The 26,916-nt window shown below is 65.8% G+C and carries 19 protein-coding genes; 11 read left to right on the top strand and 8 right to left on the bottom strand.

The window, feature by feature from the left end; translation table 11 throughout:
* Positions 1–22 precede the first annotated feature (22 nt).
* Positions 23–2,137: a TonB-dependent siderophore receptor gene (locus K7G82_RS17105; protein ID WP_222991126.1), complete on the top strand. Its 2,115-nt coding sequence runs from the start codon at positions 23–25 to the stop codon at positions 2,135–2,137.
* 14 nt (positions 2,138–2,151) lie between these two features.
* Here the strand turns inward: K7G82_RS17105 and K7G82_RS17100 are convergent, their stop codons facing one another.
* From K7G82_RS17100 to K7G82_RS17090, 3 genes are read right to left on the bottom strand one after another with little or no spacing between them, the layout of a single operon-like run.
* Positions 2,152–3,114: a LysR substrate-binding domain-containing protein gene (locus tag K7G82_RS17100; RefSeq protein WP_222991125.1), complete on the bottom strand. Its 963-nt coding sequence runs from the start codon at positions 3,112–3,114 to the stop codon at positions 2,152–2,154.
* A gap of 3 nt (positions 3,115–3,117) precedes the next feature.
* On the bottom strand, positions 3,118–4,701 hold the full coding sequence (locus K7G82_RS17095) for an LVIVD repeat-containing protein (protein ID WP_222991124.1): 1,584 nt from the start codon (positions 4,699–4,701) through the stop codon (positions 3,118–3,120).
* 28 nt (positions 4,702–4,729) lie between these two features.
* Positions 4,730–5,125 (bottom strand): RidA family protein, encoded by a 396-nt coding sequence (locus K7G82_RS17090; RefSeq protein WP_222991123.1) that lies wholly within the window; start codon positions 5,123–5,125, stop codon positions 4,730–4,732.
* A 158-nt stretch (positions 5,126–5,283) separates the two neighbouring features.
* Between K7G82_RS17090 and K7G82_RS17085 the strand changes: the two genes are divergently transcribed.
* A complete protein-coding gene (locus K7G82_RS17085) occupies positions 5,284–6,360 on the top strand; it encodes a LacI family DNA-binding transcriptional regulator (RefSeq protein WP_222991122.1) in 1,077 nt (358 codons plus the stop codon).
* A 71-nt stretch (positions 6,361–6,431) separates the two neighbouring features.
* Here K7G82_RS17085 and K7G82_RS17080 read toward each other — a convergent pair whose 3' ends face one another.
* The 3 genes from K7G82_RS17080 to K7G82_RS17070 are packed head-to-tail and all read right to left on the bottom strand — an operon-like array spanning position 6,432 to position 8,715.
* Complete coding sequence (locus K7G82_RS17080) at positions 6,432–7,352, bottom strand: ABC transporter substrate-binding protein (protein ID WP_222991121.1); 921 nt, start codon at positions 7,350–7,352, stop codon at positions 6,432–6,434.
* Entirely contained in the window at positions 7,349–7,705 is a 357-nt protein-coding gene (locus tag K7G82_RS17075; protein WP_222991120.1) for a cupin domain-containing protein, read from the bottom strand. Before K7G82_RS17075 ends, K7G82_RS17080 begins: the two co-directional genes overlap by 4 nt.
* Before the next feature lie 8 nt (positions 7,706–7,713).
* Positions 7,714–8,715: a quinone oxidoreductase family protein gene (locus K7G82_RS17070; protein WP_222991119.1), complete on the bottom strand. Its 1,002-nt coding sequence runs from the start codon at positions 8,713–8,715 to the stop codon at positions 7,714–7,716.
* A 239-nt stretch (positions 8,716–8,954) separates the two neighbouring features.
* Between K7G82_RS17070 and K7G82_RS17065 the strand changes: the two genes are divergently transcribed.
* The 7 genes from K7G82_RS17065 to K7G82_RS17035 all read left to right on the top strand — a co-directional run bounded on the left by K7G82_RS17065 (position 8,955) and on the right by K7G82_RS17035 (position 21,245).
* Complete coding sequence (locus K7G82_RS17065; protein ID WP_222991118.1) at positions 8,955–9,881, top strand: dioxygenase family protein; 927 nt, start codon at positions 8,955–8,957, stop codon at positions 9,879–9,881.
* A gap of 10 nt (positions 9,882–9,891) precedes the next feature.
* Positions 9,892–10,647 (top strand): SDR family NAD(P)-dependent oxidoreductase, encoded by a 756-nt coding sequence (locus K7G82_RS17060; RefSeq protein WP_222991117.1) that lies wholly within the window; start codon positions 9,892–9,894, stop codon positions 10,645–10,647.
* An 11-nt stretch (positions 10,648–10,658) separates the two neighbouring features.
* A complete protein-coding gene (locus tag K7G82_RS17055; protein ID WP_246623638.1) occupies positions 10,659–11,597 on the top strand; it encodes a beta-keto acid cleavage family enzyme in 939 nt (312 codons plus the stop codon).
* A gap of 12 nt (positions 11,598–11,609) precedes the next feature.
* Positions 11,610–13,814 carry a TonB-dependent receptor gene (locus tag K7G82_RS17050; protein WP_222991116.1) on the top strand — a complete coding sequence of 735 codons (2,205 nt, stop codon included), beginning with the start codon at positions 11,610–11,612 and terminating at the stop codon, positions 13,812–13,814.
* Positions 13,815–13,886: 72 nt separating this feature from the next.
* Entirely contained in the window at positions 13,887–16,880 is a 2,994-nt protein-coding gene (locus K7G82_RS30230) for an amidohydrolase family protein (protein WP_222991115.1), read from the top strand.
* 10 nt (positions 16,881–16,890) lie between these two features.
* Positions 16,891–19,890, top strand: coding sequence for an amidohydrolase family protein (locus tag K7G82_RS17040; protein ID WP_246623637.1), 3,000 nt, complete (start codon positions 16,891–16,893; stop codon positions 19,888–19,890).
* Between the two features lie 14 nt (positions 19,891–19,904).
* Complete coding sequence (locus tag K7G82_RS17035; RefSeq protein ID WP_222991113.1) at positions 19,905–21,245, top strand: MFS transporter; 1,341 nt, start codon at positions 19,905–19,907, stop codon at positions 21,243–21,245.
* A gap of 5 nt (positions 21,246–21,250) precedes the next feature.
* Here K7G82_RS17035 and K7G82_RS17030 read toward each other — a convergent pair whose 3' ends face one another.
* Together K7G82_RS17030 and K7G82_RS17025 are read right to left on the bottom strand one after the other, a co-directional pair.
* On the bottom strand, positions 21,251–22,534 hold the full coding sequence (locus tag K7G82_RS17030; protein ID WP_222991112.1) for an N-succinylarginine dihydrolase: 1,284 nt from the start codon (positions 22,532–22,534) through the stop codon (positions 21,251–21,253).
* Positions 22,535–22,572: 38 nt separating this feature from the next.
* On the bottom strand, positions 22,573–23,568 hold the full coding sequence (locus K7G82_RS17025) for an arginine N-succinyltransferase (RefSeq protein ID WP_222991111.1): 996 nt from the start codon (positions 23,566–23,568) through the stop codon (positions 22,573–22,575).
* A gap of 286 nt (positions 23,569–23,854) precedes the next feature.
* Here K7G82_RS17025 and K7G82_RS17020 point away from each other — a divergent pair, with 286 nt between their 5' ends.
* On the top strand, positions 23,855–24,334 hold the full coding sequence (locus K7G82_RS17020) for an Lrp/AsnC family transcriptional regulator (protein ID WP_222991110.1): 480 nt from the start codon (positions 23,855–23,857) through the stop codon (positions 24,332–24,334).
* Between the two features lie 232 nt (positions 24,335–24,566).
* On the top strand, positions 24,567–26,909 hold the full coding sequence (locus K7G82_RS17015; protein ID WP_246623636.1) for a TonB-dependent receptor: 2,343 nt from the start codon (positions 24,567–24,569) through the stop codon (positions 26,907–26,909).
* Positions 26,910–26,916 lie beyond the last annotated feature (7 nt).

Raw genomic sequence — 26,916 nt, 5'->3', positions numbered from 1 at the left:
CGTCATCAGAACAGGGGCTGACATGCGGAAAATTGCGATCTCTTCGGCGGCGACCATCGCGGTCGTTTCATTGACGTTTGCGCAGGCGGCGTTCGCCGCCGAGGACGACAAGGACAAGGCGGAGGATCCGATCATCGTGACCGGCGTCGCGATCCGCGAAACGCCGATGGCAGCCAAGGCGGACATTCCGCCGCTCGAAAATTCGCAGGCGATCTCGGTCATCTCGCAGCAGACGCTGTCGGATCAGGGTGTGCTCCGGCTGGGCGATGCGCTCTACAACGTCGCCGGCGTATCGCGGAACAACACCTATGGCTTCTTCGACGGTTTCAATATCCGTGGCTTCAACGCCTCGTCGGGCGCCACCTATCTCGACGGCCTGCTCGACGATACCGGCTATGGCACGTCCGAACTGACCGGGCTCGAACGCGTCGAGGTGGTGAAGGGGCCGGCGTCCGGCCTGTTCGGACAGGGGCCGCTGTCCGGCATCGTCAATCTCGTCAGCAAGCGGCCGCAGAACGATGCGTTTCTCGATGTCGCGCTGACCGGCGGATCCTATGACATGTTCGAATTGCGCATGGATGCGAACGCGCCGCTCACCGGCGACGGGCAGTTGCTCGCCCGGTTGAGCGCGGTCTATCGCGACCAGGATTTCTTCGTCCATCATTCCGGCCAGCGCCGCATCTTCATCGCGCCCGCGCTGACCTGGCAGCCGACGCCGGACACGACGCTGACCCTGCTCGGCCGCTATGTCGACGACAATATCAATCCCTGGTCGCCGACCACGGCCTATGGCACCGCGCTGCCCAATCCCAACGGCCCGATCTCGATCAAGCTGTCGATCAACGACGGCGAATATCCGGCGGTCCAGAAAAACGACTATTGGAATCTGGGCTATGTGTTCGATCACAAGTTCAGCGACGCGATCGCGATCCATCAATCGCTGCGCTACCAGGATTTCCACAATAGCTGGGACAATTGGCTGTTCGTCAGCAGCATATCGCCGGACTATCGCCAGATCGGCCGTTTCTATTACGGTCCCTACGATCAGAACGGCACCTATTTCCGTGTCGACACCAATGTCAGCCTGAAGTTCGATACCGGTCCGCTCGGCCATTATGTGCTCGCCGGCTTCGATTATGGGCGCCGCTCGGCCGACGACACCAACCTGTTCGATCCCGGCCCCTATTGGCTCGATCTCTACAATCCGGTCTACGGCACCGTCAGTGCGCCCAATCCCGCCGTGGCGAAGACGAGCTATTCCTCGCTCACCAAGCAGCGCGGCTTCTATCTGCAGGATCACATCAAGCTCGGCGAGCTGCTGACGGTCACGCTCGGCGGCCGCTGGGACAAGGCGATCAGCCGGATCGCCAATAACGGCGTCCCCAATCCGGAGGTCAGCGACAGCGCGTTCAGCCCGCGCGCCGGCGCGACGCTGGCGCTGAGCGACAGCGTGTCGCTCTACGTCAACTATGCCAAGTCGTTCATGCCGCAGGGCACCTACAAGGCCTCCGACGGATCGACGCTTCCGCCCGAGCGGGGCGTGAATTACGAAGGCGGCATCAAGGTCGCGCGCGCCGACGGCACGCTTTCGGGCATGGCGACTGTGTTCCAGTTGACGCGCGCCAATGTCGCCACCGCCGATCTTTCACCGACGGCGCCGCCGAACACCTATGTGCTGACGGGCGAGCAGCGCACGCGCGGCATCGAACTGGAGGGGGCGTGGCGCCCGCTGGCCGGGGTCGAACTGACCGCCGCTTATACCTATCTCGATGCCAAGGTGACGGCCGACAGCCGCCTGCTCGTCGGCGCGCGGCTGTCGAGCGTGCCGCAGCACATTGCCAATCTATGGGCGCGCTATACGATCCAGAGCGGCCCGCTTGCCAACCTCGGTGCGGGCCTGGGCGTGCACCATGAGAGCAATCGCCCGGCGAGCACGGCGACGAAGACCGCGCTGCCCTTCTATCTCGACGGCTACACGCTGGTCGATGGCGCGCTTTACTACAAGTTCGACGACTGGTCGGTGCAGGCCAATATCCGCAACATCTTCAACGAGCGCTATTTCCCGACGGCCTCATTGACGCGGACCACGCCGGGCGAACCCCGGACCTTCATGGTCGGCGTTCAGCGGCGTTTCTGAAACGCCGCTGCTGTTCAGTGGCGCGTGCGATCCTCACGCTCACGCGCCACGCGTTTCAGCAGGTGCAGGAAATGATCGGCCGCGGGCGTGATGTCCGCCTCGGCGCGGCGGGTGACGCCGATCGCGCCGGATCCGATCACGAAATCGATCGGCAGGCGGCACAGGTCGGGCTGGGTATCGACGACGTTGCAGGGCAGCGCCGCCACCATGTCGCTCGCCTTGAGCATCGAGAAATTGGCAAGGATCGAAATCGATTCGACCGCTTCCCGCGGCAATGCTCGGCCGGCTTTGCGGAAGCAGAATTCGAGCTGGCGGCGCAGCGCGGTCTCGGCGGGCGGCATGATCCATTGCTGCGCCTGGAGATCGCCGAGCGTCACCACCGGCTTGCCCGCCAGCGGATGATCGCGCCGGACGGTGATCGCGACGGGCTCGTGGCAGAGTATCTCCTGAACCAGCCCGGCATCGGGCGCGCGACCGGAAAGATAGCCGACGACGCAGTCGAGATCGCCCAGGCGCAGCATCGCCATCAGCGTCTCATGACTGTCCTCGACCAGCGAAAAACTGATCTCGGGGCGTTCGCGCTTCAGGGCGACGATGCCGTGCGGCAACAGGCTTGGCGCCGCCGCGAGCAGGGTGCCGACGGTGACATGGCCGGTCATGCCTTGCGAGAGTGCCTGCAATTCCTCGCCGGTATGGTGGACCTCGCCCAAGATGCGCCGTGCGCGCCGCACCACCACTTCGCCATAATGGGTCGGGACCACGCCGTGCGCGATCCGCTGGAACAGGCGCCGCCCCAGCGCCGCCTCCAGATTGCGGATGATCTTGGTGGCGGCGGGCTGAGCGACGTTCAGCGACGATGCGGCATGGACGATATTGCCGCGCGCGGCGACCTCGACCAGCAGGTTCAGGTGGCGCAGCTTCAGGCGGCTGAACACCTCGTCCGTCGTCCGTGCATGTAATCCTGCGCTCGCCGCCATCGCTCAGTGCCCCTTCGGCGTGAGGATGGGCTTGCCCAGCGCGTCGGACGACAACAGGTAGATGCCGGCGGTGGTGAACGCCCAGATCAGCTTGCGATCCCATTCGACATGGATGCTTTCGACCGGCGAATTGTAGGAATTGAGATCGCCGAACTTGCCGCCCATCGGCGGGACGTAATAGCCGACATTCTTCGGCTTCGTCGCGTCGGAGATATCGAACACCTGCACGCCCGCGTTGAAATAGGGATAGATGGCGATGTTGGCGTCGGGCTGGCCCGGCGAATAGGACGGCGACGCCCGTTTCGGGCCGAACTTGCCGCGACGCAGGCAGAAATCCTTGTAGGGCGCGTCCTTGGGCGGCATCGGGCGCGGCAGCACGCTCAGCACCTTGGGGTGCGCCGGATCCTTGACGTCGATGATGTTCACGTCCTTCCACGGCTCGTAGCAATCCTCGTTCATCGGATAGCCGCCGGTCAGCACGATGCCGCGCCGGGTGACGCGCGAGGCGTCGACATGATCGCCCTCGACGCCGCCGGCGCCCTTGGCGAGCTGCAACGAACTCACGGTCTTCGGATGTGCGGGATCGGCGATGTCGAGGACATAGAAGCCCAGGCTGCCCATCGCGGTATAGGCATATTTGCCGCCCTTTTCGGGGGAGACGGGCACTTCCATCGGCAGGCGCCCGCCGGTCCAGGAGGTCTGGTCGCCCGCCGTCGGCCATTTGCGATAGGCCTCTTCCTCGCCCAGCCGCTGGCCCGGCACCCACCAAGTCGAGACCAGCCTGGGGTTCGCCGGATCCTCCATGTCGTAGATCATCTGCGCCGGCGAATAGAGCTGGTTGGAAAACTCCATATGCGTGAAGGTGTTGTCCGGCGCGCCCAGCATATAGGCGTATTTGCCGCCGTCATAATTGGGCACGTCGTAACCCCCGCCGCCCTGCTGCACGACCGCCGAGGGATTGAGCACGTCCATGCTCCGTTCGGCCAGCAGCACCCATTCGGTCGGGCTCTTCAACTCATAGACGCGGAAGCCGCGCAGGCCGGGCGCTTCGAGCACATGGTTGATGACGCTGGGATCGCTGTATTTCTTGTCGTCCAGGCCGCCCTTGGAGCGAGGCACCTCGAAGGTCTGGATCATGATCCATTTGCCGAGCTTCTTGTTGTACGCGATCGACGCGGCGCCGAACCAGGAACCGTCCTTATATTCCTTGTTGAGCACGGTCTTCAGGTTCGTCGGGTCGGTGACGTCGTAGACGCGCACATATTGCCGGTAATAATGGAACATGTAGCGCCGGCCATTCATGTCGACGAAATGCTGCCAGGTATGGCCGGGGCGGACGATGATGTCCCAATGCCCCAGCACCTTCATGTTCTTGATATAGTCCTTCTGCTCGAGGTGATCGAGGCTGCCCTTCACCGGATTGGGGCCGGCATAGGTGGTGGACGGCGCGGCTTCGGGGTGGATGAAGCGGCCCGTCACCGGATCCATGCCATAGGTCGCCGGATCGACGGGCTTGGGCGGGCCTGCGGCGAACGCGGCCGTCGATGCCAGGCAGGACGCGATCGTCAGGAGCGTGCGCGATATCATCGAAGTCATCCTTTCCTGTCGGTCGCGTTCAATCCGCGTCGTCGATCACCGCCACGGCCTGGATCTCGATCAGCATCGCCGGATCGGCGAAGCCGGTGACGGTGATCGCGGCGCTTGCGGGAAAATCGCTGCCGAAAATCTCGGTGCGCAATTCGGTCATGCGCGTCGTGTGGCGCACATCGACGAGGAACACCGTCATCGTCACGATATCCTTCAGCGTTCCGCCCGCCTCGGCGAGCGTCGCTTCCAGATTGCGGAAGGTCTGGTGGACCTGCGCGTCGAAATCGCCCGCCAGCACGTTGCCGGCATCGTCCTTCTGCCCAGTATGGCCGGCCAGCCAGATCGTGGCGCCGCCGCGCGTGATCACCGCCGGTGAGAAGGCCCGCGTCTTTTGCCAGGTGCCGCGTACATAGCTCTTCTCCATCACCCGTTCTCCACTCGCAATTCGACCATGGGACTCGTCGGAGTCCGTTCTCGCAATCGATTGCAGAGAAGCATGGAGTCTGTCAATATTCAAAACTCGTTGTTATTCGGAAACACCGGCCTCGCGGCGACGCGCCTGAGCCGGCGGGAGGTTATGGGATGGCGAAAAGGACAGGGCAGGTCCGCGCGATTACCCTGAAGCAGGTGGCGGAGGCCGCGGGCGTGCACGCATCGACGGTGTCGCGCGCGCTCAACCCCGCCACCCGATCGATGGTCGTGCCCGAAGTGGTCGATCGCGTGCTCGCCGCCGCCAATGCGCTGGGATATCGGCCCAATCTGCTGGCCGCCGGGCTGCGGACCGGGCGCTCGCACCTGATCGGCGCACTCGTTCCCGATATCGCCAATACCGTCTTCTCGCCGATCCTGAGCGGCGCGAGCGACCGACTGGCGTCAGACGGCTATTCGATCGTCGTCGCCGATGTCGGCACCAATCCGGCGCGGCATCTGGAACTCGCGAACCAGCTCGTTGCGCGGCGCATCGACGGTTTCATCCTCGCGACCGTCAGCCGCGATGATCCCGTCGTCGATTTCTGCCTGGATCAGCATTTGCCGGCGGTGCTCGTGAACCGCGCGGAGGAACGCCGGCGCATTTCAGCGGTGGTGTCGGACGACGCGCTGGGCATGCAATTGGCGGTCGATCATCTCGTCGAGCTCGGCCATGCGCGGATCGGCCATCTCGCGGGGCCGGAAACGATCTCGACCGGGTTTCTGCGGCGCAAGGGCTTTTACGACGCGCTGGAGGTTCACGGTCTGCCCGCCGGCGATTATCCCTGCGAGGCCGCAGCCGCCTATAATCGAGAGGAAGGGGCGAAGGCGGCGCGTCGGCTGCTCGACGCGGCGCCGGGCATCACCGCGATCGTCGCCGCGAACGATCTGCTGGCGCTGGGCGCCTATGACGTGGCGGCGGAGCGCGGCCTGTCGGTGCCGGGCGATCTCTCGATCGTCGGCCATAACGACATGCCCCTGGTCGACATGGTCGCGCCGCCGCTCACCACCGTGCGCATCAGTCATCGCGAAATCGGCCGTGCGGCGGCGGATCTGCTGTTGCAGCAACTCACCGGCGGCGAAAGTTCGACCCGCAACGTCGTGCTCGCGCCCGCGCTGATCGTCCGGGGATCGACCGCTCCGCCGCGCGCGCAGTCGCGGCTGCGCAACCAGCAGCGTGGTGCCGGCTGAGGTCGGATTCGGTAGTTCGATCTATCCTTTGTCATTCCCGCGTGCGCGGGAATGACAAAGGGGCGTTATCCCTAGGTCAAAACCGAATCGCGGATCGTTTGGTCGATAAAGACCCCTGAATCGGCCGCCGCGATCGCCTGCCCGCCATGCCGCCTGCGCAGATCGAGCACCGCTTCGGCGCCCGCGCGGTCGATCTCCAGCGAGCGCGTCAGCGCATCGGGCGAGTGGACCAGCATTTCATAGGCCCTGTCCGCAAGTCGCGCATCGAGCCGGGGCATCTTCTCTCGCAACAGCCGCACGGCATCGTCGCGGTTCGCCGGATCGGCGAGCCAGGCCAGCGCATCGTGCATGGCGTGGACGAAGGCGGCCAGGATCGACGGGTTGGCCTGCGCCCATCCGCGCCGTGCGGCGCCGACGATCCCTTGATAGGGGCCGATCACGTCGCGTGCGCGGCGAAGCGGCGTGCAGCCCGCTTCGGCTGCGATCATATCGAGTGGACTGTTGAGCAATGTCGCAGCCTGCCGGCCCGCGATCAGCGCCTCCAGCCGTTGCGCGCCGCCACCCACCGCTTCCAGGCGATAATCGTCCATGCCCAGCCCCGCATCCGCCAGTAGCGCGCGCAGCACGAAGGCGAAGCCGGTGGTCAGCGCGTCGACCGCGATGGTTTGGCCGCGCAACGCCTCGATCCCGTCGAAGCCCGCCGCGCCGACCAGACTGAGCAGGCCGTTGTCGAAGCCGGCAAAGGCAAAGAAATCGGGCGTTTCAGGCAGTGAAACCGCGCCATGGCCTTCGGCATAGGCGATAACATTGTCGAACGCGGTCAGCGCGATCTGTGCTGTGCCGTCGAACAGGTCGCGCGCCATCTGCGCCGATCCGGGCGTGATCGACAGCCGGACGTCGAGCCCCCGCATCGCGAACAGGCCATGATGCTGCGCGATCCACAGCGGCCAGTTGGAGGCGCCGGCGAAGATGACGATGTCGAGCCGCGTCATGCGGGCTGCTCCGCCGCGCCGTCATTCTCCATCGCGAGCAGGATCGTCGCGGGCAGCGCCGAACGATTGGCGACGGCGCGATCCGCGCCCGGTGCGATCCGGCAGGAATCCCATCGATCGAGCGTCACGCTTTCCCCCCGGCTGGTCATTTCCACGCTGCCTTCGAGCACGACATAGACTTTTTCCAGCGGCGATGTGCTGGCGGATATGCCGCCGCCCGGCTCGATCGTCGAAATGGCGAACCACATGGCGCGCGAAGGCCCCGCATCCTTGCCCTGGATGCGCAGGCAGCGCATCGCGACATGGCCCGGCGCCTGATATTCGCGCGCCTCGGCAAAGCGCGTAACATGCATCGCGCCGCTCATCGCGGCACGATCACCACGCGCTCGCGATCCGATCGCATCACCTTGGCATAGGCGATCGCGGCTTCCTCCAGGCTGTGCATGCCGTCCGGCTTCACCGCGAAGGGGCGGAGCTTGCCCGATTCGAAATGCGGGGCGAGCTCGGTCAGGCAGGCCACCGTCGCGCGCGTGTCGAGCGCCAGCGTGTCGATCCCCAGATACTGATGCTGGCCGCGATAGAATTGCAGGATGTCGAAGGGCACGACACGATCGATCGTGCCGATCAGGATCTGGCGCCCGCGCCGTGCGAGCCCGTCGGCGGCGGCCTGCATATAGGGACTGCCGACGGTGTTGTAGATCAGCGAGGCACCCTGTCCGTCGGTCAGGTCGCGGATCGCGGCACCGACATCGACGGCGCTCGAATCGATCATCTCCACCTCGGCATTGGCGTGGCCGATATAGCCCTCGTCGCGCCGCGTGACGCCGATCGCGCGCGCGCCGAGCATCGTTACCATCTGCATGGCCGCCTGGCCGACCTTGCCATTGGCGCCCAGGATCACCACCGATTCGCCTCGCACCGGCAGGCCGGCGCGTTTCAGGCCTTCCCAGGCGGTGACGAAGGGCACGCCGGCGGCGCCCGCCTCGATCAGTGAGATATTCTCGGGCTTGCGGGCGACGCAGTCGCCGTCGAGGACGAGATGCGTGGCATGCGATCCGTCGCGGCGGATGCCGAGATCGCCGCTTGATCCCCAGACTTCCGCGCCGATCAGATCGCGCGGACCATCGACGATCCGTCCCGCGAAATCGCGCCCCGGCGTGCGGGGCCAGACGGCATAGGGCATCATGCCGATCGCGGCCTTGACGTCGCTGGGATTGACGGCGGCGCAGGCCACTTCAACGACGATCTGGCTGTCATTGTCGCGCCGGGGCGCGCCGTTCTCGATCACCGGAGACAGGCCTTCGACGCTTTCCGCCTTGCTCAAGAGGCGCAGCCTGCGCGACTGGCTGCAATCGGTTGTCATAAAGCTCGTCTCCTTCATTCCGTCCAGTTTCGCGCCCGGTGATCGCGCATCCCCGAATTTCAGCCAGAAATCGCAGTGTTTCCGATCGGGCCGGCCACGCGATTGCACTGGAGAAAGCGCATATTGCATTTTTCGTTTGCATCTTCTGCAATCGATTGTAAAGTCATTCTTGTCCGAGGCGTCCTGGCGTCCGTGTCATTCGGTCGAATGGCGCACTCGGAAGATAAGAAAATTACGTGATGGCCGCCGAGCGCGCGGCCGGGGCCAAGGGAGGCGGGGCATTGCCCGAACGGATTGCACTGGATCAGCCTGTATCGCGGCCGCATGTGGTGACCGATGCGGTGCTGCGCGCGCTGGCAGGGACCGGCGATGCGCGCCTGCGCGGCATTTCCCAGGCGATCACCGTCCATCTCCACGATTTCATCCGCGAGACCGGGCTGACCCGCGACGAACTCGATATCGGCCTCGCTTTTCTCAACGCGGTGGGCCAGGCGACGACCGCCACGCATAACGAGGCGATCCTGCTTGCCGATGTGTTCGGCCTGACCACGCTCGCCTGCCATGGCGAGGAGGAGCGGGCGGGCGACGAGGCGTTGCTGGGGCCGTTCTGGCGGATGCATTCGCCGGTGACGCCCAATGGCGGGTCGATCGTCCGTTCGGCCACGCCGGGGCAGCCCTTGTCGGTCGCCGGGCGGCTCGTCGATATCGACGGGCGGCCGATCCCCGATGTCGAGGTCGATGTGTGGCAGGCGTCGCCCTGCGGCCTGTACGAGAATCAGGATGCCGAGCAGGCGGAGATGAACCTGCGCGGCAAGTTCCGCACCGACGGTGACGGCGTCTTCGCGTTCGAGAGCGTCATGCCCGCCGGATATCCGGTGCCGACGCATGGGCCGGTAGGGCGGCTGCTCGAGCGTCAGGGGCGGCATCCGTTCCGCCCGGCGCATATCCATTTCCTGGCCTGGAAGTCCGGATATCGGACGCTGATCACGCAGATCTTCGTCCAGGACGACGAACATCTGGGCAGCGATGTCGTGTTCGGCGTGAACGACAATCTGGTGGGCACCTATGAACGGTCCGGAGACGGGGACGGCGCGCGCTTCAGCCTGATGCGGACATTCACCATGCATGCGGGGGAATCGCGGCTTCCGCATCCCCCGATCGATTGAGGACGGCGCGATGGCGATGGGACTTCAGGGCAGGACGGCGGTGATCATCGGCGGCAACGGCGCGATCGGCGCGGCGACCGCCGGGGCGCTTGCCGGCATGGGCGCGCGGATCATCCTCGTCGATCGCGAGGGTGAGGGGGATCGCGCGCGGATGCAGGCGACTTTGGCCGGGCTGCCGGGCTCCGGGCATCGCGTCGCCACCGCGGACATCCTCGATCACGGCTCGCTCACCCAATTGCGGGACAGTCTTGCAATCGATTGTGAAAGCCTGAGCATCCTGGTCAACGCCGCCGGTTTCACAAAACCCGTCGCCCATGCCGATCTCGACGCGCTCGACGATGCGCTGATCGACGATATCTTCCGCGTGAACTGGCGCGCCCAGTTCGCCACGATCCGTGCGTTCGCGCCGCTGCTCAAGGCATCGGGCGACGGCCTGGTCGTCTCGATCTCGTCGATCGCTGCGTTCACCGCGGTGGGATCGAACATCGCCTATTGCGCGGCGAAGGCGGGTATCGACGTGATGACCAAGGCGCTGGCGCGCGCGCTGGCGCCCGAAATCCGCGTGCTCGCGGTTTCGCCGGGCGTCGTCGATACCGCGTTCGTGCCTGGGCGTGGCGCCGATTTCAACGCGCGGGTGGAAGCGAGCACGCCGCTCGGCCGCATCGCCACCCCGCACGACATCGCCGACGCGATCCTCGCCTGCGCCACACACCTCCGCTACTCGACCGGGCACATCGTCCAGGTCGATGGCGGGCGGGCGCTCTAGGGGGATCGGCGATGTTCCCGATCAACGATCCCGTCATCCTCACCTGCGCGATCACGGGCAATCTGACGACGCCCGAACAGACGCCGCATCTGCCGATCACGCCTCTCCAGATCGCGACCGCCGCGATCGAGGCTGCCGATGCCGGAGCAGCCGTCGCGCATATCCATGTCCGCCACCCCGAAACGGGGATGCCGTCTATGGAGATCGCGCATTATTGCGAAACCGTCGATCGCATCCGCGATGCCCGGCCGGATCTGATCATCAACCTGACGACGGGGCCGGGCGGGCGTTTCGTGCCCTCGCAGGACGAACCGCGCGTCGCGGCCGCGGGTACGACCTTGCTGCCGCCGGAGGCGCGCGTCGAACATATCGCGCTGCTGCGGCCGGACATCTGCACGCTCGATCTCAACACGATGAATTCGGGCGCGGCGGTGGTGATCAACACGCCGGGCAATGTCCGGCGGATGGCGGCGGTGATCCGCGAGGCGGGCGTGAAGCCGGAGATCGAGCTGTTCGATTCGGGCGATATCGCGCTGCTGCATGATCTCGTTCGGGACGGGACGCTCGATCCCGCGCCCTTGTGCTCCATCGTGACGGGCGTGCGCTACGGCTTTCAGCCGGGCGCTGCGACCACGCTGTACGCGGCGGGGCTGCTGCCGGCCGGATCGCCCTGGGCGGGGTTCGGCATCGGCCGCGCGGCCTTTCCGATGGTCGCGCAATCGGTGCTGGCCGGCGGGCATGCCCGCATCGGGCTGGAGGATACTGTCTATCTCGATCGGGGTGTCCTCGCCCCGTCGAATGCCGCGCTGGTCGTGAAGGCGCGGCGGATCGTCGAGGACATGGGCAGCCATCTGGCGGACTGCGCGACGGCGCGGCGCCTGCTGGGCCTGGACGGGAACCGGGCGAATGCCGTGGTGACCGCCATTTCAAACAAGAAACCACAGGGATAAGGGAGCTTCGCGATGAAAAAGGGTAGCAGATTCATGATCGGCCTGCTGGCGGCGTCCGGACTGACCATGCCGGCGTTCGCGCAGACCGAGCCACAGCCCGCCGAAGAGGCGAGCGGGCTGGAGGAGATCGTCGTCACCGCGCAGAAGACGCGCGACAATCTGCAGACCGTGCCGCTGTCGCTGACCGCCTTCACCGGTGACAGCCTCACCCGCTCCAATATCGAGACGGTCAAGGATCTGGCGGCGCGCACGCCCAGCCTGAACGTCGACACCTTCTCGCCCGGCCAGCCGCGCTATTTCATTCGCGGCATCGGCGGCACCGCTGCGGGTTCGGCGCGTGACGCGGCCGTCGGCGTCTTCGTCGACGAGGTCTATATGGGGCGCCCGTCGATGACGAGCACCGACTTCGTCGATATCGATCGCGTCGAGATCCTGCGCGGGCCGCAGGGCACGTTGTTCGGCCGCAACGTCGTCGGCGGCGCGCTTTCCTATTTCACGCGCAAGCCCGACGACACATTCCGCGCCCAGGCCGCGCTGACCGTCGGCAATTACGACAAGATCGACGGCAGCTTCGCGGTCAGCGGTCCGCTGTCGGAGGGCGTCGCCGCCGGACTGTCCTTCTCGTCGCGCAATCATGGCGGCTATGCCTTCAACGAGACGACGGGCAGGGACATCGAGACGGAGCATTCGAACGCGGTGCGCGGCGCGCTGCGCTTCCAGCCGGGCGAGGGCGTCGATATCCAGTTGAACGCCGATTATTCGCGGCTCAACGGCACCGGCAACTGGTGGCACCTGCTGCGCGAGGGACCGAACTCGATCGGCAAGGCGAACGAAGATCCGCGGCGCGGCCGCAATCACACCGATGACGGCTTCAACCGGATCCGCAATGGCGGCGTCAGCCTGAACGCGCGCTTCGACTCGCCGATGGGCGAGATCGCGTCGATCACCGCTTACCGTGAATCGAAGCTGCGCACGCGCGCCAACACCACCGGGCTGTTCGTCGCGGAACTGACCGATCCCAACCGCAACCAATATCACCACACCCTGTTCATCCAGGAGGATGACACCGATTCGAAGCAGTTTTCGCAGGAACTCCGGCTCGCCAGCGATATCTCGGACCGGCTGAGTTCGGTCGTCGGCATCTATTATTTCCACGAGAAGGTCGATACGACCAACATCACCGATTATCGCTTCCTGCGCTTCAATTCGCAGGGCCGCCGCCGCTTCGACGCCAGCAACACCACCGATTCCTATGCGGCCTTCGCCAATCTCGCCTGGGAAGTGACCGACCGGCTGAAGCTGCGGGGCGGCCTGCGCTGGAGCCGCGACGAAAAGGATCACATCGTCGTCGCCGGCGGCAACAACTATACGCCCTATCGTGACGGCGGCGTGATCGTGCCCGGCTTCACCGCGCCCGGCCGCGCGGCGTGGAGCGCGCTCACCCCCGCTTTCTCGGTCAACTTCCAGGCGACGCCGACCAAGTTCGTCTACGCCTCGGTCTCGCGCGGCTTCAAGAGCGGCGGCTTCAGCGACACCGAAGTCGAGCGGCTGAGCGCGATGGAACCCTTCGATCCCGAATTCGCGTGGAATTACGAAGTCGGCCTCAAGACCGAATGGCTGGATCGCAGGCTGCGCTTCAACGCCTCGCTCTTCTACACCGACTATACCGATCTGCAGGTCACGGTGATCCGCCAGGTCGATCCCAACTTCCCGCCCTTCGGCGTCACCGGCAATGCCGGCAAGGTCGCGATCAAGGGCGCGGAACTCGAGATCAACGCGGTTCCGGTGGAAGGTTGGAATCTCTACGGCACCTATGCCTATACCGATTCCAACATCAAGGAACTGATCAGCGGCACGACGAACCTGCGCGGCAACCGCCTGCCGCGCGCGCCCAAACATAAATTCTCGATCGGCACCACCTATGCGGTGGATGTGGGGGACAGGCTGCGGATCACCGGGCGCGCCGAATATACCTACAGCTCCAATTTCTATTCTTCGATCCTCAATTCGCCGGTCGATCAGATCCCCAATCTCAAGAATCTGGATCTGGGGCTGTCCTTCTCCACACCCGACGACAAATGGTCGCTCGAATTCTGGGGCAAGAACGTCACCGACCGGCTGAACATCAACACGATCTCCGAAGTGCCGACGCTCGACGGCTATGCGCAGTTCCAGCCGCCGCGTACCTACGGTGCGACGTTGCGGTTCCGCTACTGAACGAATGCGGATCTGGCCGGGCGCGGATCGCGCCCGGCCCCAAAAAAGAAAAACCGGGGTGTGGAGGTGCAGGTGAAGAAGTGGCTCGCTTTGTCGATGAGCGTGACGGCGCTGGCGGGAGGCCCCGCATTCGCCGAAACGCGGCAATTCTCGGTCGATGAAGGCACGAACTTCGCCGCCGCCCTGTCCCCCGACGGCAAGCATATCGTCATCGATCTGCAGGGCGAACTCCGCATTCTGCCCGCCGCCGGCGGGGCCGCGCGCCAGGCGATCGACTTGCCCGACGAGGCACGCTTGCCCGCTTGGTCGCCCGACGGCCGATGGATCGCCTTCCAGCACTTCTCGGCCGGGCAATGGCGGATCTTTGTCATGGCGCGCGACGGCACCGGCCTGCGCCAGCTCACCAATGGCGCCGCCGACGATCGCGAGCCCGTCTGGTCGCCCGATGGCCGGTCGATCCTGTTCAGTTCGGATCGCGCCGGCAATTTCGACATCTGGCGTGTCGGGCTGGATGGCGGCGCGCCCGAACAGGTCACGACATCATCGGCCGAGGAATATTTCCCCGCCATCTCGAAGAGCGGGCGGCTGGCGTTCGTTTCTGCCGGCAAGGACGGTCGCAGCCTGATCGTGCGCGAGAACGGCCAGGATCGGGTGATCCTGTCCTCGAAGGACGAACTGGTCGGCCCGAACTGGAACGACGCGGGCGACCGGCTCGCCTATGTCGAATATCGCGAGATCTATGAGGGGCGCGACGCCGGCCTGACCGCGCTCAATCTCGTCGATCCCGCGACGGGCAAGGTGGCGCGCGGCAGCGGCGCGCTGGAGGATGTGTTTGTCGGCCGGCCGCAATGGGCGCCGGATGGGCAGCTCTTCTACAGCGCCGACGGCAAGATCCGCCTGCGCCGCGACGCGCGGACGCGCGACATTCCCTTCACCGCGCAATTCACGGTCGACCGTCCCGCCCCCTACCGGTTCAAGCGCCAGGATCTCCGATCGGCGGCGGCGCAGCCGGCCAAGGGCATCATGGCGCCCGTCGTCTCGCCCGATGGCCGCCATATCGCCTTTGTCGCGCTGGGCGACATCTGGCTGCTGACGGTCGGCAAGGCCGAACCCGAAAGGCTGACCGACGATCCCTGGGTCGATATCGATCCCGCCTGGTCGCCCGACGGATCGAAGCTCGCCTTCGTGTCGGACCGGCGCGGTACGGGCACGATGGACGTCTGGCTGCGCGACATGACGACGGGGCGCGAGGAGCGGCTGACCGATACGGCGGAGAGCCTGACCGCGCCCGCCTTCTCCCCGGACGGCAAGAGCCTGGCGGTCACCATGCTCGATCATGGCGATTGGCATGCCAATACGCTCCATGTCCTCGATCTCGCGACGCGGCAATTGCGCAAGCTCGACGATCCGCAGTTCAAGCCCAGCGGACCGCGTTGGCTGCCCGATGGCAGCGCGATCGCCTCGGTCGCGCTCGACTATATCTCCAAACGCTATCGCAAGGGGTTGAACGAGGTGCGGCTGGTGCCGCTCGACGGATCGCCGGCGCGTTTCGTCAGCCCCATGCCGGGCGTCGCGCTCGGCATCCGCTCCGCCAACGGCATCACCTGGTCGCCCGATGGCCGCCAGGCGGCATTTGTGCAGGATGGCATGCTATGGTCGGTCGCGACCGGACCCGATGGCGGCTTTCTGGGCACGCCGCGCCGGCTGACCGACGATGTCGCCGATTATCCGAGCTGGACCGGGGATTCGAAGTCGATCGTCTTCACCTCGGTGGACAAGTTGAGGCGGCTGAACGTCGACGACGGATCGATCGAAGAGATTCCGCTGAGGCTCAACTGGACGCCGCGCCGCGTCAAGGGGCGCAAGGTGATCCGCGCCGGCCGCCTGTTCGATGCGGTGGCGAACACCTATCGCACCGATGTCGATATCCTGGTCGAGGACAATGTCATCAAGGAGATCGTTCCCCGCCGTGCGCGCTGGGACGATGCCGAGATCGTCGACGCGTCGGACAAGACGGTGATCCCCGGCCTGTTCGAGAACCATATCCATAATTTCATCATCAACGGCGAGATCACCGGCCGTGTCGCGCTTTCCTACGGCATCACCGCGATCCGCGAGCCGGGCACCGAGCCGAGCGAGGGGCGCGAATCCAAGGAAGCCTGGGCGAGCGGGCGCCGACTTGGGCCGCGGCTGTTCACCACCGGGCTGATCGAGGGCGGGCGGATCTATTATCCCATGTCCTATCCGGTGCGTTCGCCCGCCGCGCTCGAACTCGAACTCGATCGCGCCGCGCGCTTCGACGTCGATTTCATCAAGACCTATGAGCAGCTCGACGCGCCCCTGCTCAAGCGCACCATCCAGTTCGCGCACGATCTGGGCATTCCGGTGACGTCGCACGACGCCTATCCGGCGGCGCGCTTCGGTGCCGACGCCGTCGAGCATCTCACCGCGCGCGACCGCGCGTCGATCGGAGACCGGCAATCGGCGCTCGGCAACATCTACAAGGATGTCGCGCAGATCTACGCCCAGTCGGGCATGGCGGTGGTGCCCACCGCGATCGGCGGATCGATGCGAACCGGCGGCTATTATCTCCAGCAGGCGGGCCGCTCGATGCTCGACCTTCCCCAGATGCGGCTGCTGCCCGAACGTTTCCGCAATTCGCGGCAGATCGCCGGCGCGGTCGTGCCGGGCAAGCCGGCGCTCGATGCGAAGCTGCTCGCGGCATCGACCGCTCCGTTGCGCACGCTGATCGCGGCGGGCGTACCGATCCCGACGGGCACCGACACCGCCTTCTACAATATCGGTTTCGGCGTGTTCGGAGAGCTTTGCTATTATGTCGAGGCCGGGCTGACGCCGGCGCAGGCGATCCGCCAGGCGACGATCGAATCCGCCAGGCTGAACCATGTCGAGGATCTGCTCGGCTCGATCGAGCCAGGCAAGCTGGCGGACATGGTGATCCTGTCGGGCGATCCGCTCGCCCGCATCACCGATCTCGTCAATGTCTCGGCCGTCGTGAAGGACGGTGAACTCTACACGCTCGACCGGCTGCTGGCCGGGCCGCGCTGAGGGAATGATGATGCGCAAGACAGTCAGGATGCTGCTGCTCGGCCTGGTCGCGACCATGGCCTGCCCCGCGATGGCGCGGCCGGTTTCCTTCGAGGTTCGCGAAGGCACCAATTTCGCGGCTGCCATCTCGCCCGATCGTTCCGCCGTGGCGATCGATCTGCAAGGGCGGATCTGGGTGCTGCCGTTCAAGGGCGGCACCGCGCGGCCGATCACGCCGGTGATGGACGAGGCGCGCTTCGCCGCCTGGTCGCCGGACGGCAAATGGCTCGCCTATCAATATTACCGGAACGGCGGCTGGCACATCTGGATCAGCCGTCCCGACGGCAGCGACCAGCGCCAGCTCACCTTCGGCGCCAGCGACGATCGCGAACCGCGCTGGAGCGCCGATGGCCGCGCGATCCTGTTCGGATCGGATCGCGCCGACAGCTTCGACATCTGGCGCGTCGATGTGGCGACCGGCGCGATCGCCAGATACAGCGCGGCGTCGAGCGATGCCGCGCGCGAGGAATATTATCCCGACGCATCGCCCGATGGCCGCAGCATCGCCTATATCGCCGCCGCCGGCCGTGGGCAGAGTCTGGTGGTCGAGACCGGCGGCCAGGCGCGTACGCTGCTGATGGTGGAGGGCGACGATCTCGCTTTGCCGCGCTGGAGCGCGGATGGCCGCCGCATCGCGGTCAATCGCTACAATGAGGATCGCGCCGAGAGCACGCTCCAGATCGTCGATGTCGCGACCGGCACGGCGACGCGCGGCGACGATGGCCGGGAGGATCTGTTCCCGACCGGCGCGTCCTGGATCGACGGCGATCGGCTCGCCTATGCGGCGGACGGACGGATCAAGATCCGCCGCATCGGCGGCGACGCCTCGGTCGTGCCCTTCCGCGCGCGCTTCGACGTGGTGTCGCGCCCCGACTATCCCAAGCGCCGTTTCGATCTGGATTCGACCGGGCCACGCCCGGTGAAGGGCATCATGCGTCCGCGCGTGTCGCCCGACGGCAAGGCGATCCTCTTCACCGCGCTGGGCGATCTGTGGCAGCTCGACATCGGCAACCCCAAACCGCGCAAGCTGACCGACGACGCCTATCTCGACGTCGATCCGGCCTGGTCGCCGGACGGCCGGACGATCGCCTATCTGTCCGATCGCCGGGGCGTCGGGACGACCGATCTCTATCTGCGCGATGTCGCGACGGGCAAGGAACACCGGCTCACCGAAACGACGGACGATCTGATGCAGCCCGCCTGGTCTCCGGACGGCAAGAGCATCGCGGTGTTCATGCGCGACGCCAATGACTGGCACGCGGCGCGTCTCAACATCGTCGATGCCGCGACGGGCGCACTTCGCAAGGTTCATGACGGCCTGTTCCTGCCCTCCACGCCGACCTGGTCGCCCGACGGCAAGTCGATCGTGACGCTGGCACTGCGCACGCCGGGCAAAAGGTTCCGCAAGGGCCACAACGAATTCATGACGATCGACCTCGCGACCGGCGCGACACGCTTCTCGACGCCGGACAGGAGCCGCTCGGTCTCCACGCGCAGCCAGACCGCGCCCGCCTGGTCGCCCGATGGCGCCAGCATCGCCTATCTGCACCAGGGCGTGCTGTGGACAGTCGCGGTCGATGCGCGCGGCGACATGGTCGAAGCGCCGGTGCAGATGACGCGCGGCGACGCGAGTTATCCGAGCTGGACCGGGGATTCGCGATCGATCGTCTATCTCGACGGCACCGCCTTCAAGCGCATCTCGCTCGTCGACGGCGCGATCGAGGATATCCCGTTCGATCTGAGCTGGAGCCGGAAGACGGAGCCGCAGCGCACCGTCATCCGCGCCGGGCGCGTGTTCGACGCGGTCGGCTCGGGTTATCGCCGCGACGTCGATATCGTCGTCGACGACAACCGGATCACGGAGATCGTGCCGCGCCGCGCCGACTGGCCGGGCGCGCGCATCGTCGATGCGGCGGGCAAGACCGTCATTCCCGGCCTGGTCCAGACGCATATCCATCATTTCGTCAGCGACGGCGAGACGCCCGGGCGGACCTGGCTGTCGTTCGGCGTCACCTCGGTCCGCGAGCCGGGGGCGGAACCCTATGAGGCGCTCGAGCGGCGTGAGGCCTGGGCCAGCGGCCGCCGCCTCGGCCCGCGCCAATTCTATTCGGTGATCCTGGAGGGCGACCGCCTCTATTACTGGATGAATGTCGGCGTCGGGCCCGACGCGCAGCTCGACATGGAGCTGCGGCGCGCGCTGACGCTCGATTACGATTTCATCAAGACCTATGAGACGATGACGCACGAGGTGCAGCGCCGCATCGTCGATTTCGCGCACCGCAACGGGCTGATGGTCGCCTCGCACGAGCTGTATCCCGCCGCGACCTTCGGCGTCGATGCGATCGAACATATGGGCACGCGCGATCGCATGCAGTTCGCCGATCGCATCTCGATGCACAATCGCGCCTATGAGGATGTCGTGCAGCTCATGGCGTCGTCGGGCATGTATATCAGCCCCACCTCGGGCGGGCGGCTGCCGGGAACCAGCTTCACCTATCAGATGCGCAAGCTGCCCGGATTGCTCGATCTGCCCCAGCTCAAGGCATTCCCGCCCCGCTATATCGCCGCCTACAAACGCGCGATGGGCTATTTCGAAAAGACGCATGGCGACCGCGCGTCGGAGGCGGCGCGCGACGAACTGGCTACGCTCAAGACCTTCAGCGACCGGGGCATCGTCATCGGCGCCGGCACCGACGGCGGCACCGTCAGCTATGGTTTCGGCGAGATCGCGGAGGTGATGCATTTCGCCCAGGCCTTTGGCGCGGAAAAGGCGCTGCGTTCGGCGACGATCGAGGGCGCGCGCATCCTGGGCGCCGATGCGCAACTGGGTAGCATCGAACCGGGCAAGCTCGCCGATCTGGTGGTGATCGACGGCGATCCGCTCGCCGATATCCGCGATCTCATGAAGGTCGATACCGTGGTCAGGGATGGCGAGGTTCTGCCGATCGCGACATTGCTGAAGGCGCCATGAGGGAGGACGGGCCGATGGCCGATACAAGGCTGGATATCGCGCGCGCCATCGACGACGCGCCGATCGGCGGATTGCAGTTCCGCGTCTTCCTGCTCTGCGCGTTCGTCGCGATGCTCGACGGATTCGATACCCAGTCGATCGCCTTCGTGACCCCGGTCATCGCCGAGGACTGGGGCGTGGACGGCAAGAGTTTCGGCCCGATCTTCAGCGCCGGCCTTGCCGGGCTGATGCTCGGCCAGCTCATCTTCAGCATGCTTTCGGATCGGTTCGGGCGACGCCGGGTCATCATCCTCTCCACCTTGTGCTTCGGCGCGCTCACGCTCGCCACCGCGGCGGCGCAGAGCTGGTGGATGCTGCTGGGGCTGCGCTTCCTTGCCGGCTTCGGGCTTGGCGGCGCCATTCCCAACATCATGGCGATCACCGCCGAATTCGCACCCCGGCGGATACGCGCGACCATGGTCGCGCTCGTCTTCGGCGGCTTCCCGCTCGGCGCCGTGCTCGGCGGCTATCTCAGCATGCATCTGATCGCGGCCTTTGGCTGGCATTCGGTGTTCATCGCCGGCGGGCTCGCGCCGCTGGCGCTGGTGCCCGTGCTGATCGCCGCCCTGCCCGAATCCCCGCGTTTCCTGCTGCGCGCGGGGGCGGGGCATGAAGCCGCGCTTTCGCGCGTCATGCGGGCGATCGTGCCGGCGGCGGCGCAGCCGGGCTGCACCTTCTTCGCCGACGAACCGGCCGCGACGCGCGCCTCGCTGGCATCCTTGTTCAGCGATCGCCGCGCCGGGCCGACGGCGATGCTGTGGATCGCCTTCTTCATGAGCCTGTTGGTGATCTATTTCCTGATGAGCTGGCTGCCGCTGATCATCAAGGATCGCGGGCTTTCGCTCGATACCGGCATCGCCGCCGCGATGGCGCTCAATCTGGGCGGCGCATTGGGCGGCGTGGTGCTCGGCTGGCTGATCGATCGCTACAGCCCCTATCCGGTGCTGATCGGGGCCTTTCTGTCGGGTGCGCTCAGCATCGTCGCGATCGGATTGAGCGGGGTCGCGATGACGCCGCTGATCGTGAGCGTGTTCGTCGCGGGTGTCTTCTCGGTCGGTACGCAGACCGGGCTCAGCGCCTTCACGACGGGGCAATATCCCACCGCCCTGCGCTCGACCGGCATCGGCGCGGCGCTGGCGGTCGGCCGGATCGGATCGATCGTGGGGCCGATGGCGGGCGGAGCCCTGCTGGCGGCCGGCTATCCGATCGACCGGATCTTCTTCGCCGTCGCCGTGCCGCCCCTATGCGCTGCGCTGGTGCTGGCAGCGCATGGCGCGCTTTCGCGCCGTGCGGCGCTGGCGCCGGTCGCGATCTGAGCTGATCATCCCTTCGCCAGATGGGAGTCGAGCGCGTCGTGCGCCGCCGCCACCGCCGACCAAAGGTCGGGATCGCGAAGGTCGTGCGGCGCGATGGTCTCGGGCCACCAGCTCTCGACCAGCCGCGCCAGCGCGTCCCAGCGTCGTTCGTCGAGCAGGAAGGCGGGATCGATCCCGGCGATGGCGGCCTCGCTCGCCGGCACGCGCAGCCGCAGACAGGCGGGGCCGCCGCCGTTGCGCATGCTTTCGCGGACATCGACGATGATCGCTTCCGCGATCGGATTGTTTGCGGCGACCAGCCGGTCGATCGCCGCCTTCACATCGGGGTCGCGATCGACTTCGGAAGGCAGGACAAGCGCCATCACGCCGGGTTCGAGCGTGACGAGCTGCGAATTGAACAGATAGCTGCGCACCGCCGAGTCGAGCGACACGCCCTCCACCGCGATCAGATGCGCGTCGGGCATGAGTTCGGCGATGCGCGCGAAGGCCCGCGCATCCTCGTCGAAGGCCTGGGGGTGGGCGAGAAGGACGGTCTCGTTCGCGACGGCGACGACGTCGTTGTGGAATGCGCCCGCCGCGATCGCCGCCGCCGACTGGCGGATATGCAAGGCGCCGTCTTCGTTCAGCCCAGCCAGCCGCGCGACCGCTTCGCCCGCGCGCCGACACTGGCGTTCGGGAAAACGTCCGCCGCGCTCCTCGCCATGGACGAAGATGTTGAGCCCGGCCGCCCCGTGATGCGGGGCGATGCGCATGTGATTGGCCGCGCCCTCGTCGCTCAGATGCCGGCCCGGCGCCAGCGGCGCATGCACCGCGAAATGCCGTTCGTCGGCAAAGACGCGGCGGAGATTGGCGAAGGTCTCGGCGGCCTCCAGGCTGCGGTGCAGCATCGTATCGAGATTGGCGGTGACGAGGTGGACACGGCCGTCGCGCGCATCGGCCGCGGCGATCACGGTCGCGGCATTGGCGGTCCACATCGACGATGCCGAACAGGCATTGTTGAACAGCACGGGATCCGCATCGGCCGCCTGGCGCAACACGTGATGGTCGGCGCCCGCGAAGCCCAGGCCGCGCAGCGCCCCGATCGCGGGGCGGCGCAGCGGCGGCAGGAAGCCCTGGGCCAGGCCGCGATCGAGCAATGTCCGCATCTTGGCCAGGCCCTGAAGCGCGGCGGCACGCGGATGCGACGTGTCCCCGGCGTTGCTCGCGCTCGCGACATTGCCGAGCGAGAGTCCCGCATAATTGTGGAGAGGACCCACCAGCCCGTCGAAATTGATCTCACGCACCTGCATTGATTTGATGTCCTTCCTGTCGATGGGCCGGATGCGCTTCAGAAACGCGTATGCCGTGCCATGTCGCCCTTGCCCAGCTTGAGCGCCGCCGCCGTCTCCGGCGCGATCGCGATGCCCGATGCGCCGCGCAGCACCGGCGCGCGCATCACGCGGAAATCGCCGCCTTCATGCGCGGCGATCAGGCTGTCGACGCCATCGGCGCCGCATGGCTCGATGGCGTCGATCCGGTCGACTCTGCTCGACCGGATCGACGCGAGCCCGTCGATCTCGGCGATCAGCGTGGGCCCGGCATCGAAAATGTCGATATAGCCATCCTCGCGAAATCCCTCCGCCAGCAGCAGGTCGCGCGCGCGCCGGCCATCGGCATGCGGCTGCCCGATCGCTGCCTGAGCCTCGTCGCTCAGCAGATTGGCGTGGATCGGATGGCGCGGCCCCATATCGGCGATCATCTGGTTGCCGGTCAGCGCGTTGAGCCGGTCGGCCTCCTCGAACGGCATGTCGTAGAAGCGGCGGCCCACCGCATCCCAGAAGGGGGAATGTCCGTCGATATGGACGCCGCGCAGATCTGCGATCACCTTTTCCCCGAAGCGTGCGCGATGCCCGGCGATGAAGAGATAGCGGCTGCGCGACATCAAGGCACCGGCGGCGCGGCCCTGGAAGGCGGGATCGACGAGCAACCCGCCGACCTCGGCATGGCCGTCGAGATCGTTGGTCAGCGTCAGCATGCGGAACGAGACGCGCCGGCCGGTCACCGCCGATCGCTGGTTCGTCCGGCTGATGCGATAGCTGTAGAATGGCCAGTCGACGCCGACGCGCGGAAACACCATGCCGCAGCCGATCAGGTCCGCGCCGTCCGACAGGACAAGCACGATCGGGCCGGGTGCTTCGGGGTCGGCGATGGCTTCGGTGCTGGCCCGAACGCGCGCGGCGAGCGCGTCGCGATCGGGCGGCAGGTTGGTCAGCCCCGCGCCGCCCTTGCGGGCGAGCGCCAGCAATGCGTCGCTATCCTCGATGGTCGCGATCCGGACGAGCATGCCGGCACTGTCTCCCCTCAAATTTCGATCGGACAGCCTTGGAGCATTTTCAAGTTTGACCGTTGACGGCCAACGGCCCGGAAAATGCGACCGCGAAAGACAAGGGCGTTTCCGCTTATCGTGGAAACGCTCTAGCGCTGCCGTCGGCGAAGGGGTGACGGAAGGCCGGTCAGATCGCCGCAATTTCTGCGGTGAAACAGTGTCAGGAACGCAGCTTCTTGTTCGCGAGCCGCGCTAGTGCGAGGATTGAAGCCCCATCGGAAGGACGGCCGTGCAGCAGAATCTTTTGGATCGAATCGATCTCGCCATCCTGGACCGCCTGCAGCGCGACGGACGCATCACCAATCAGGCGCTGTCCGAAGCGGTCAACCTGTCGCCCAGCGCATGCCTGGCCAGGGTACGCGCGCTCGAGAAATCGGGTGTCATCATCGGCTATCACGCGCGCGTGGCGGCCGAACGGATCGCGCCCACCATCATCGTGCTGGCGGAAGTGACGCTGAAGAGCCACCATCCCGAGGATTTCGGCCGGTTCGAACAGGCGGTCGCCCGGATCGACGACATCGTCGAAGTGCTCGAACTGAGCGGGTCCTTCGATTATCTGCTCAAGATCGCGGTGCCCGATATCCAGGGGTGGCGCGCGCTGTCGGACCATCTGCTCGCTTCGCCGCTCGGCATCGACAAGATTACCTCCCATGTCCTGATGAAGCAGAGCAAGGCCTTTACGGGCTTCCCCATTCGGCATCGCGATCCACGGATCGCCCGCTAGCCGCCACAGGGGTTTTGAAAGTCGAGCGGAAACAGTCTGATCTTGGCCGTGGCCTTGTTGATGAACGGCGCATCGGCAAGGATGATGTTACGGTCTTCGAACGAAATCTGTCCGCATTTCGTAAGCAAGATACTGTTCTGACTGCGAAAATCGCAGCATTGATGGGAGGGGGCAATGTCGGCCGTCGGCCGGCGCGATACCGATCCCTTTCGGCGGATACTGAGGAGGGATTATGAATCGTCGCGCCCGATTGATCATGCTGATGAACACCGCCGCTGCCACTCTGTGTGCCGGGCCGGCCTTCGCCCAGGCCGAATCCGCTGAATCCGCCGCCCCCGTCAATGACGAGATCGTCGTCACCGCGCAGCGCCGCGAGGAAAGGCTGGTCGATGTTCCGATCTCGGTTTCGGCGATCGGCGAGCAGCGGCTCGAAAATGCGGGCGCGACCACCGTCACCGCGATCGGCACCGTCGTTCCGAACATCCAGATCAACGAGACCGTCGGCAATTCCTGGAGCCCGCTGATCTCGATCCGTGGCCTTGCGCCTGCGGGCGACACCAGCCTGGGCCGCGACCAGCCCGTCGGCATCTACATCGACGGCGTGCCCGTCTCGAAGTCGACGGGCGCCGCGTTCGACACCGTCGATCTCCAGCGCGTCGAGGTGCTGCGCGGGCCGCAGGGCACGCTGTACGGCAAGAATACGATCGGCGGCGCGATCAACCTCGTCACGCGCAAGCCCAGCGGCGAATTCGGCGGCCAGCTGCTGCTCGGGATCGGCGAGGATGGTCTCTACACCCAAAGGCTGATGGTGAACGTGCCGACGATCGAAAGCGGGCTCGGCGCGATCAAGATGAAGTTCGGCGTCTCGGGCCGGCAGTTCGGTGGCTTCTACAAGAATAGCGGGCCGGCGCATGGCGATTTCGGCGAGCAGGAGCAGGTGGCGGCGCGCGCCGACATATTGTGGGAACCGACGAGCAATCTGTCGATCGGCTATGCCTATGACATCACGGACAGCAAGGGCACCGGCGTCATGCTGGCGATCAGCGCGCCGGGCCTGATCTCGCCCACCGGATCGCTCAAGGCGCTGTATCCGCTGATCGCCAATTCCATCTACACCGAACGCCCCCGCGGCATCGCGACCGACGCCACCGGGCGCAGCGATTTCAGCGTCCATGGCCATGCCGTGACCGCCGAATATGATGCGGGCGCGACGCCCTTCGGCGAAGTGACGCTGAAATCGATCACCGCCTGGCGCAATCTCAAGACGCGCAGCAACAGCGATTTCGACGGCACCGTCTCCGATCTGCTGCGCTTCACGCTCGACAACGACTATCGCCAGTTCACCCAGGAATTGCAGGTGATCGGGACGAGCGACGATTTCCGCTACACGCTCGGCGCCTTCTACATGCGCGACAGCTATGGCGTGTACAATCCGCGCTGGTCGGTGCAGCTCGGCGTCAAGAACCGCTACGACCTGAGCGATCGCGGCGCGCGCAACAAGTCGATCGCGGGCTATGGCCAGTTCACCTGGAGTCCCTCGGCGCTCGACAACCGGCTGGACGTGACCGCCGGCCTGCGCTGGACCAAGGAGACCAAGCGCGTCCGCAACCTGTTCTTCTCGTACAGCAACTATGCCGCCAATCCGGCCAATCCGCTGTCTGGCGTGTTCCAGCGCGATGCGAACGGGAATCCGGTCACGCGCAGCGGCGGCCCCGCTTCGGGTGTGCTGCCCAGCGGCAACGGACCCGGCCCTTACGACCTGATCCCGCTCGAGAACCAGAAATCCTGGTCGCGGCTGACGCCCGAGGCGAGCATCTCCTTCGCGATCCAGCGTGACTTCAACGTCTATGCGCGCTTCGCGACGGGCTTCAAGAGCGGCGGGTTCAACGATACCGCGGCGAACAATTCGGCGTTCAACACGCCCTTCGATCCCGAAAAGCTCACCTCGTTCGAGCTCGGCACCAAGGGCATCTTCATGAATGGACGCCTCAGCCTGAACGCCGCCGTCTATCACAGCATCTACAAGGATTTTCAGGCGGGCGTGTTCGTCCCCGCGCTCATCACCACCAACATCATCAATGCCGGCAAGGCCAGCTATACCGGCTTCGAGCTTGAAGGGCAGGTGCGCCCGGTCGACAATCTCACGCTCAATTTCGGCTATGGCTATGTCGACGCCAAATATGACGAGTTCATCCTGCCCAATGGACAGGATGTCACGAACAGCTACGTCATTCCGCTCGTGCCCAAGCATAATTTCCAGATCGGCGGGCAGTGGCGCATCCCGATGGGCGATGTCGATCTGACCCCCAGCCTCAATTATTCGTGGCGCGGTTCGCAGCACAGCAACATCGCCCCCGATCCGCTGACCAAGCGCATCGCCTATGGCCTGCTCGACGGGCGCGTCACCCTGGGCGGCATCGATCTCGGCGGCGGGACGGAGTTCGAATTCTCGGTCTGGGGCCGCAACCTCACCGACAAGAAATACTGGACCGCCGCGATCAACCTCGGCCTGTTCACCGTCCGCCAATGGGGCGATCCCCGCACCTTCGGCGCGGAGGCCCGGCTGCGGTTCTGACCCCGGC

Origin of the sequence: Sphingomonas colocasiae, from assembly GCF_019880585.1 — a bacterium.
GTDB lineage: Bacteria > Pseudomonadota > Alphaproteobacteria > Sphingomonadales > Sphingomonadaceae > Sphingobium_A > Sphingobium_A colocasiae.
Note: the sequence above shows the minus strand (reverse complement) of the source record. Positions and strands in the feature narration are given on the sequence as shown.